The organism is Asticcacaulis sp. (assembly GCF_020217185.1).
Classification (GTDB): domain Bacteria; phylum Pseudomonadota; class Alphaproteobacteria; order Caulobacterales; family Caulobacteraceae; genus Asticcacaulis.
The window spans coordinates 1-10,000 of sequence record NZ_JAIWNX010000291.1; the positions used below are offsets into that span (position 1 = coordinate 1).

Annotated in this window: 5 protein-coding genes; 2 read left to right on the forward strand and 3 right to left on the reverse strand. The window is 62.8% G+C overall.

Going from position 1 to position 10,000, the window contains the following annotated elements; translation table 11 throughout:
• On the forward strand, positions 1-1,413 hold a 1,413-nt coding region (locus tag LDL37_RS14920), incomplete at its 5' end, for an ATP-binding protein (protein ID WP_290799608.1).
• An 8-nt stretch (positions 1,414-1,421) separates the two neighbouring features.
• The gene (locus LDL37_RS14925; RefSeq protein ID WP_290799609.1) at positions 1,422-2,765 is read left to right on the forward strand and encodes a sigma-54 dependent transcriptional regulator; all 1,344 of its coding nucleotides are present in this window, start codon (positions 1,422-1,424) and stop codon (positions 2,763-2,765) included.
• Positions 2,766-2,827: 62 nt separating this feature from the next.
• Here LDL37_RS14925 and LDL37_RS14930 read toward each other — a convergent pair whose 3' ends face one another.
• The 3 genes from LDL37_RS14930 to LDL37_RS14940 form a co-directional block, all read right to left on the reverse strand.
• On the reverse strand, positions 2,828-4,234 hold the full coding sequence (locus LDL37_RS14930) for an amino acid permease (RefSeq protein ID WP_290799610.1): 1,407 nt from the start codon (positions 4,232-4,234) through the stop codon (positions 2,828-2,830).
• Positions 4,235-4,358: 124 nt separating this feature from the next.
• Positions 4,359-6,557, reverse strand: coding sequence for a Tat pathway signal protein (locus tag LDL37_RS14935; RefSeq protein ID WP_290799611.1), 2,199 nt, complete (start codon positions 6,555-6,557; stop codon positions 4,359-4,361).
• Between the two features lie 331 nt (positions 6,558-6,888).
• Positions 6,889-9,894: a TonB-dependent receptor gene (locus LDL37_RS14940; RefSeq protein WP_290799612.1), complete on the reverse strand. Its 3,006-nt coding sequence runs from the start codon at positions 9,892-9,894 to the stop codon at positions 6,889-6,891.
• Positions 9,895-10,000 lie beyond the last annotated feature (106 nt).

Genomic DNA, 10,000 nt, shown 5'->3' on the forward strand with positions numbered 1-10,000 from the left:
AAAAAGCTGGATCGACTGCGCACCCAGACGCGCAGTTCGGTCATCTATATCATTCAGGCTTCCGGCCAGACGGTGTCGGCCAGCAACTGGGCCCTGCCCGTCTCCTTCGTCGGCAGCAATTACAGCTTCCGGCCCTATTTCCGCGAAGCCATGACGAACGGCACGGCAACGCAGTTCGCGCTGGGCACGGTCAGCCGCAAGCCCGGCCTGTTTTTCGCCCGCGCCGTCACTGCCTCTGGACACCGGCTGGGCGTGGTGGTGGTGAAGATGGAGTTCGACCCGATCGAGGCCTCCTGGGGTGGGCTGGGCGAAGACACCTATGTCACGGGCCCCAAGGGTGAGGTCTTTCTGACGGCGCACCCGGAGCGACGCTTCAAACCCCTCCCCGCCCTGACGGCGCGCCAGATCGACACGGTAATCGACCTGCCCGGTGTTGGCTGGAAGCTGCACGTGATCAGCAGCGATCAGGCGGCGCGCGATACGGCTATCGCCGCCACCCTGACCGCCGCTCTGGCCTTTGGCCTGCTGGGGACGCTGAGCGCCTGGCAATGGCGACGGCTGCGGCAGAGGCGGCTGTCAGCGGCGCATGAAGCCGAATACCGCGAGCGGCTGGAGCGCGATGTCGCCACCCGCACCGAGGCCCTGAGCGCCACCAATGACCGCCTGTCAAAGGAGATCCGCGAACGCCGCAACGCCCAGCGTCGCCTCAGTCGCCTTCAGGCCGATCTGGTGCAGGCCAACAAGCTGGCCAGTCTGGGGCAGATCACCGCCGGCGTGGCCCACGAAATCAATCAGCCGGTCGCCACCATCCGTGTCCTGGCCGAAACCGCCGCCAGCCAGAAACCGTCAGCGCGCGGGGCGAAGGCGATCATTGCCGAAAACCTCAGCGCCATTATCCGCATGTGCGACCGCCTCGGCCACATCACCGGTGAATTGCGCACCTTTTCGCGCAAGGCCTCCAGCGAGGTCGAGCCCGTGCCGCTGAAAGAGGCGGTGGACTCGTCCATCCTGCTCAACGAAAGCCGCCTGCGCGACCACCGCGTCAGCCTCCGTTGCGACCCCATCGACCCGCAATTGCGCGTCATGGCCAGCCGCGTGCGACTGGAGCAGGTGCTGGTCAATCTGCTGCAAAACGCCTTTGAGGCGCTGGAAGGCGTGCCCGATGCGCAGGTGCGCCTCAGCCTCAGCGCCGACGGCGATCAGGTGCGCCTGCGCGTCGCCGATAACGGGCCGGGCCTGCCGCCGCAGGTGCAGGCGCAGCTTTTCACCCCCTTCGTCACCACCAAACCCAAGGGGCTGGGTCTCGGCCTCGTCATCGCTCACGACATTCTGCGCGATTTTGGGGGAGCGCTCAGCGCCGAAACCTCTGAGACCGGTGCCACCTTCATTCTGACCCTGCGTAAAGCCTCATGACCCCGCACATGAACCCTGTGACAGCGCCCCTGATCCTGATTGACGACGATGCCGACCTGCTGGCGGCGCAAAGTCAGGCCCTGCGCCTCGACGGCTTTAGCGTGCAGGCCTTTGCCAGCGGGGCCGAGGCGCTGAAGGTCCTTGATGCGACCTTCCCCGGCGTGGTGATCACCGATGTGCGGATGCCGGTCATGGACGGCCTTGAGGTCTTTGCCCGTACCCGCGCCCTCGACCCCGACCTGCCGGTGATCCTGATGACCGGGCACGGCGACGTGCCGATGGCCGTGCAGGCGCTGAAGGACGGGGCCTATGACTTCCTGTCGAAGCCCTTTGCCCAGGACGATCTGCGCCAGAGCGTGCGCCGCGCCGTGCAGACGCGCGAACTGGTGCTGGAAAACCGCCGCCTGCGGCAGGCCCACGCCCAACTGGCCGATCAGGACAGCCGCTACCCCCTGCTGGGCGATTCCGCCGTCATGACCCATCTGAAAAGCGTGGTAGTGCGCGTGGCCGAGGCCGAGGTCGATACGCTGATCAGCGGCGATACGGGTGTGGGCAAGGACCGCGTGGCGCGCGCCCTGCACGCGCTCAGTGCCCGCAAGGGCCGGGCCTTTGTGCATATCGGCTGCGCGGCGCTGGACGAAGAGCGCTTTCAGAGCGAGCTGTTCGGCAGCGAACAGGGCCTGCGCCCCGGTGCGCCGCGCCTGATCGGGCGCATCGAAAAGGCGCACAAGGGGACACTATTCCTCGATGAGGTTGAGGGGCTGACGCTCAGCCAGCAGGCGCGGCTGTTGCGCGTGCTGGAAACGCGCGAGGTGTGGCCGGAGGGGGCTGAAAGCCCGCGGCAGGTCGATATCCGCGTCATCGCCGCCACGCGCATTGATCTGGTGCAGGCCGTGCGCGACGGGCGGTTCCGCGCCGACCTCTATTACCGGCTGAGCGGCGTGACCCTGCGCGTGCCGCCGCTCAGCGAACGGCGCGAGGACATTCCGCTGCTGTTTCAGCACTTCCTGCTGGCGGCGGCGGCGCGCCTCAACCGCCCGGCCCCGCGCCTCAGCCTTCAGGCCCAGAGCCATCTGCGCCAGCACGACTGGCCCGGCAATGTGCGCGAGCTGGAGCAATATGCCGAACGCTACGCGCTGGGCATCGACGACAGCCTGCCGGGCAACGATGTCGATGCGCCGGGTCTGGCCGAACAGGTGGCGCGCTACGAAGAGGCCCTGCTGCGCGAAACCCTGGAGCGCCACGAGGGACAGGTGCGCAGCGTCATGGAGGCGCTGAAACTGCCGCGCAAGACCTTCTACGACAAGGTCAATCGCTATGGCATCGACCTCAACCTCTATCGGGGGCGTTAGGTTTAACGCAAAGAAAAAGGGCGAGGTTTCCCCCGCCCTTCTGCATGAGTGAGGCTGAACGCTTAAGCGCCCTTTTTCAGGCGGCTATGCCACTTGCCGTAAGAGAAATAGACGACCAGCCCAATCGCCATCCAGATCAGGGTAAAGAGCTGTGCCTTAACCTGAAGGCTGGAGAAGATGAAAGCGCACCCCCCTATGGTGATCAAGGCGACCAGCCAATGGGCCGGCGTCTTGAAGCTGCGTTCGGCATCCGGCAGCTTCTTGCGCAGAATCAGCATGGACAGTGCCACGGCGACGAAGGCAATCAACGTCCCAGCGTTGGACAGGGCAGCGATTTCATCCAGCGGAAAGATACCGGCAAAGGCGGCGACGAACAGGCCCGTCAGGGTGGTTATCAGGGCCGGCGAGCCCTTCTTGTTAACCTTGGCCACCGCCTGCGGCAGGAGGCCGTCGCGCGCCATGACGAAAAAGATGCGGCTCTGGCCATACATCATGACCAGAATGACCGATGGCAAAGCGACCAGCGCCGCACCCCCCACAAGGCTTGCAAACAGGGGCTGGCCCAGTTCACGCAGGACGTGCGGCAGGGCTTCGCCAGAGAAGGCAAATTGACGAAAGTCCACCGCCCCGATGGCCGCACCGGCGACCAACATATAAATCAGGGTCGATACGCCCATCGATCCCAGAATACCGATGGTCAGGTCACGGCCCGGATTCTTGGCCTCTTCGGCCGAGGTCGAGACGGCATCAAAGCCGAAGAAGGCGAAGAAGACAATGGCGGCAGCGGCCATGATGCCGTACTTCTTACCCTCCACCTCATGCGCCAGAAAGCCATAGGGCGCAAACGGGTCGAAATTACCCGCCTTCACCGCCGGCAGGGCAAAGAAGATGAAGGCCCCCAGAGCGACGATCTTGATGATGACCAAAAGGATGTTGAGTGTGGCGCTTTCGCGCGCGCCGATCAGAAGCAGACCCATCACCGCCAGCGACACCAGAACGGCGGGCAGGTTGATCAGGCCTCCGGCGTGCGGGGCATTCATCAGCATGGCCGGTAACTGCAAGCCGATGCCGTCGTGCAGCCAGCCGAACAGGTGCGCCGACCAACTCACCGCCACGGTCGAACAGGCCAGCGAATATTCAAGGATCAGCGCCCAGCCGACGACCCACGCCGCCACTTCACCGATGGCCGAATAGGTATAGGTATAGGCCGAGCCTGCCGTAGGGATCAGGGTGGACATTTCGGTGTAACAAAGAGCGGCACAGGCGCAGACCAGACCACACAGGGCAAAGGAGACCAGCACCCCCGGCCCGGCCAGTCCGGCCCCGGTCCCGGTCAGCGAATAGATGCCGGTACCGATGATGCCGCCGATACCCAGCGCCATCAGATGCGGCCAGCTCAGCGTCTTGGCCAGCGCCTTACCATCAGATTCCGCTCTGGCGAGCGGTTTTAGCGGTCCAAACAATCCCATGAAAAAAGTCCCTTAAACAAGACGCCGCAGCGTCGATCCCCGTTTCGTATACGATTTGTGTCGCTTTTAGTGCGGCTGTCAACCGTCCAATTGACAGTCGCGCCACTCGTATCAAACGCAACTTCTATGCCTTGCGCAAGCGGGCTTGAATGCGCAAAGCGCCGCTCTGTGGCCGGATGACCACATCTTCGCCCTCAACGACCGCTTTTTTGCCGTTCACCGTGACCGAGGCCAGTCGCATCTCTTTCGGCACCCGCAGGCGCAGACGCACCTCTGAGGGCCGGGTCGCCCCACCAAGACGAACCTCGCCGTTGAGCGTAAGCCCCTGTCTTTGCAGGTGCAGATCGACCGGCCCCCAGCGCGTCGGTGCGCCGGTGATGGCAATGGGCTGTTCGGACGCAAACCATTGGCGGGGCACGGCGCGGCCCAGCCACAGGGTGTCTGCGTCCGAGGCCTCGAACACGAGTGCCCAGCGCACCAGCTTGGGTATGGTCAGTTGCGCCGGGATGCAGAACAGCGGAAGGCCACCGGTAATGCCCGTAACCTCCCCCGCCACCCAGGTGCCCGGCGTATGCGAATGGTAGCGGTGCGAGTGCAGGAACAGGAGGTATTCCTCGATGCGGTCCGAGCGCAGCAACTGCTGGGCATAGCCGTAGGAGATAAAGCCAAGCTGATCGCGGCTGTCGTCGCTGGGCGGGCCGAAATTGGCCAGTACACCGATGGCCGTCCCGCCATGCCCGCGGACGGCGTTGATGACCGTCTGGGCCAGATCGTCGGGCAGGACGTCGGCGTGCAGCAGTTCGGCATAGGCGCGGTGCGCCCAGCCCTGTTCGTTGCCGGTCTTGCTGCGGGCGGATTCGATCATGGCCTGACGATGGGTCAGTGTGGCCCCCGGCAGGATGGCCACATAGGGCGGTGTCAGGTCTTGGCGGATATTGGCGCGCAGGGTCTTTATCAGTTGCGCCTGAAGCGTATCGGCGCGCGTCGTCCAGTCGGAGGCCCGCCCTGCCTTATCAGGCGCAACAATGGCCCACACCGCCGCGATGTCACGCCAGCCGCGCACGGCGAAGGCCGAATTGTTCCAGTAGGGTTTCCACCACACCGAGGGGTCCGGATGCAGGCAGGCGTCGGACTCGCTCCAGCCGTCGAGCAGGCCGAATCCGGCGTCCCCGGCGGGCTTTTTCAGCGCCACGTCGTGCAGTTCGGTGAGGATGGCCGCCGTGTTTTCGATCTTGCCGGCAAAGCGTTTCAGCGTCGCCGTATCGCCCGTATAGCGCAGATAGCGCGCCAGCAGGCTGAGCGTCAGGCCGAACTGCGCCACCTCCGGCCCGCGCATATTAATCTGCCCGTCGGCGAAGACGAAATCCTCGAAATAGTTGATCAGGACGGCCCTGGCCTGATCAAAGCGCCCCCACTCCAGGTTGGCGTAGAGCGACGAGGTGAAGGTGTCCTGAAACCCGTCATATTCCGAACCGAAATAGTCGCGATCGACCACGCCGTATTTGGGATAAACACCTTGCGGGCGCACCATCAGCTCCTTGGCAAAGGCGTGGCTGACCATGTCCGACAGGGCGGCATCGGGAATATTGAGCTTCGCCTGATCCTTCAGGCGCGCCTGCCAGTCACCGGCAAAGGTCAGAAGCCCCTCATAAAAGGCTTCGGCGGTCGGCTCGACACGGCGTGGGGGGAACGGGGCGTAGGAATGGCCGAACGCCGTCTTGACCGGCTTGCCGTCGTCATATTGGATGGTGCGGTGCCAGGTCTGCACCACCAGCTTGTCGGTCGCCGTCACATCGGCAAAGACCAGCAGGTCATAGTACCGCGTCGGCGAAATTTCGATGATCTTGTGAACGGCGGGCAGCCAGCCGCCCAGCAGCCCCTCCCAGCGGCGTTTGACCTTATCGTCACCGCTCAGTTCGGGAAAGACGTGTTCGGGGCGAAAGGTGCGCGTGCGTCCGTTGGGAAAGACGGGCATGGTGTCGCCCTGCTGCGTGGTGCCGACAAAGGTCGTCCACGGCATCCGCCACCACAGCGACTCACGGGTGAAATTCCAGCCGGCAGGCGGGGCCGCGCGGCGCACCTCATCCGGGTCCGGGTCGTCACCGTGTGACAGGAGTTTGTCGGCAAGCAGGTCGGGATCGGCCTGACAGATGTCTTTCAGCGCCAGCCCCAGATAGGCGGGCGTGATGTCGTCGAACACCGCCTCCGGGCGCTTCGACAGGGAAAAGGCGCCCTTGTCCGAGGTGAAGACAATCGGTCCGTCGCGGCGCGTCTGATCCTCATAGACACTCCATTGCGTACCGTGCGCGGTAAACTGCGCCAATGGGGTCAAGCCGTCGGTTCGCACCGCGCTCGAAGCGTCCAGTATGGGCAACAAAGGCGCAGCCGAAGCCGAAGCCGCCGTAAGGCCTGCCGTTCCCGCGAGCGATCCCTGTAAGAAGGCACGACGATGAAATCCGGGGGTCATGGGGAGGCCTCACTGACAAAAAAAATGGCGGCAAACCGTCACGCAATCGGGTTTGCCGCCCAAGGGGGACCCCGCCCGGCGGAGGGGGAGGAGGACCGCCGGATAAAATGGGGAAGTTTAAGATACAGAAGAACGTCAGGCCCTTAAGGCACCGGCGCTCCGTGCGGGCGGAGCGCCGGCGTCCTCATCAGAACTTGGCGTTGAAGCCGACGAACACCATACGGCCCAGCGGATCATAGACGCCCGGATAGGTGTTACCGTTGCCAAACTCGGTCAGAAGCGCGTCGTACATGTACGGCGGCGTCTTGTCGAAGAGGTTGTTGATACCGATGCGAGCCACGACGCCCTTGGTGACGTTGAAGGTCGCAGCGACATCCACGTAGCTGTATTCCGGGATCTTGGCGTCGATGGTCGATTTGGTCCCGGTCAGGAACGGCTTGCCGGTGTTGGACGCCAGCTTGACCACGCCCATATAGCGCCAGTTAACGGAGACGGCGGCCGGGAGGTAGAACTTGTCACCCCAGGTTGTTTGCCAGGTGGTGCGCAGCGTGTGACGCCATTCCGGGGCGGGCTGACCGCAAACCGGACCGAACAGGCCCTTACAATCGTAGGAGCCGCCATTCGGGATGGCTTCGGTTTCCAGCGACTTGAGCAGCGTGCCCGTCAGGTTGAAATTGACCGAACCGTAGTCCTTTTGGAATACGTCTTCGGTTTGCAGCGTGTAGGCGGCATTGACGTCCCAGCCCTTGGTTTCGAGATAGCCGGTATTGACGTTGGTGCCGACGATGTAGCCGCCGTCTGCGCCCGGACCGAAGATGGCGCCGGTCAGCGGGTCGCGATGGATCAGACCGCAGAAGACAGGGTTGCCGGTCTGCACGCACTGGGACAGGGCGACGGTCGGGCTGATCGTGCCGATATAGTCTTCGATACGCACTTTGAAATAGTCGAGGCTGACCGACAGGCCCGGCACGAAGCGCGGGGTGAAGACGACGCCATAGGTGGTGGTCTTGCCCGTCTCCGGGTTCAGGTTCGGGTTACCGCCGCCCTGACGCGTACAGAAGGTCGCCGGGCAATCCGGAATCGTCTTCGCGTTATATTGAGCCGTCGTGGCCCCCGTGCGCAGACATTGCTCCAGCGTCGCGCCGCTCTGGGCAATGCCGTTCTGCGAACATGGATCGGTCGCGGCAATATTGCCGTAGGACTGAGCCGCAAACAATTCACCGGCATTCGGCGCGCGCATGGCCTTGTTATAGCTGGCACGCAGCAGGACGTCCGGAACGGGCTGATACTTCAGCTCGTACTTATAGGTATCGGCGTCCTTTTCACGTTCAGGATTGGCGCTGTTCGATACCTTGATCGTCGAGGTCCGATAACCCAGGGCCAGAGACAGAGAGTAGATGAAGGGCTTGTCCTGAACGATAGGGGCTTCGATTTCGGTAAAGATTTCGTCCGTGGTGATCACGCCGTCCGAATTGACCGAACCCGCATCGATCTGCACCTGATCGAACTTGGTAACCGTCGTCTCTTCGCGGTGTTCGGCACCCAGAACCACCTGAAGGCCTTCTGAGGCCCAGGGCGATGTCACCCCATAAATGCCCAGATCGCCGCTGATGTAGCCGGACAGGACCTTCATGTCCTGATCATTGGCGGTGAAGGTCGGCGAATAGATGAAGTTATAGCCTTCTGTAGACGGGCCTTTGGCGCTGAAAACGTCGATCGGCTTACAGCCGCCTGAGGTGTCCTTACAGACGATCTGACCGCCCACGGTGACAGCCTGAAGCGCCTGCGCTGCCTTGTTCTGATTGATATCATTCTGATAGTTGCTGCGTTCACGCGCGGTGACGTAGCTGTAGTTCACATCATAGCGGAAGGCGTCACTGAGCGTGCCGCGGAAGCCAAGATTGGCCCGGTAATAGGTGTGACGCATGTCATTGCGACGGCCTTCGCCGCCCACACCACGCAGCGCCACCCAGGTGGTCGCATTCCCGGTCGTGTTCCCGTTACACAGAAGCCCGCGTTGCTGCGTGCTGAGGAAAGGGTTGTCGCAGTTGACCGTAAAGGCGCGGCCCGTCCAGATACCCGATGGCGCGACCTGCGACACTGACACGTCGTCCATGAACATGAACGAACCGTAGGCTTCGATCTTTTCATTGACGGTATAGTTGAACAGGGCGCCCGCCGTATACCGTTCGCTGTCGCGCAGGATATAGTTATCCGGCGTATAGTTATAATAGAAGTCCGGGCCGTCCGTGACCCAGGTCTTGGAACCGTCCATCGCGTTGGCATACTGCACACCCGTTGGATTGGTATTGGTCGAGGTACCGCCAGCCGGCGTGTAGGTCAGCGGGCGGAACGAGCCGTAGGCGTGCGTGGCCGAGCCGCCGCAGACATAGGCCGTGCCGGCGGGCGCAACCGAAGCCGGCGGATAGTTGATGGCGCAGTTCGAATAGTCGTACTTATCCTGACGCACCGGGTCCATCTTGCGATAGCCGAAGTAGCCCGCGACATTGCCCTTGCCATCTTCAAGATTGGCACCCATCGCAATGTTGAAATCGAATTTCTTACCGGTCCAGACGTTTTCCGGCGCGAGCTTGTACTTCTTGTCCGACTGAATCTTGCGCAGATAGCCTTCGTCATTGTGGTGATTATAGATGCTGTACTGCGCGTTCATGCGCACGCCGTCGAGGTGCTTCATGAGGATGAAGTTGACAACACCAGACATGGCGTCCGAGCCATAGACCGAAGACGCCCCACCCGTCAGCACATCAGTACGCTCAACCAGCGCCGACGGTACGAAGTTGAGGTCCATCGCCTGCGTTGGCAGGAAGCGCTGGCCGTCGATCAGAACCAGACTGCGGCCACCGCCAAGGCTGCGCAGGTTGACGGTCGCCCGGCCGCTCGATCCGTTAGAGCCGTTTTCGTTGGCCGCCGCTTCGACCTGAGGCAGCTTGGTGAGGAAGGATTCTACAGCCACCGCGCCCTGAAGCTGGGCTTCCTGCGCATCGACCGTGGTGATCGGCGACGCGCTCTTGAGGTTCGGGCGGCGGATGCGGGTGCCGGTGACCACGACCTCTTCGACGGCCTCACTGGCGCCGTCCGCCTGCGCCATGGCCGGCGCCGCCATCCAGCCGGAGAAGATGGCGGAGGCCGCCACACTACTCATGATCAATGCCCGAGTCGTACGCTTGTTCATCTTAATCCCCTTGAGTGTGTGGAGAGGACGGGTTCCGTTACCCCCTCCGAAACATTTCTGACACAATCGAGCTAAACATCGTTGGTGGAGATCGTCAAATATATTT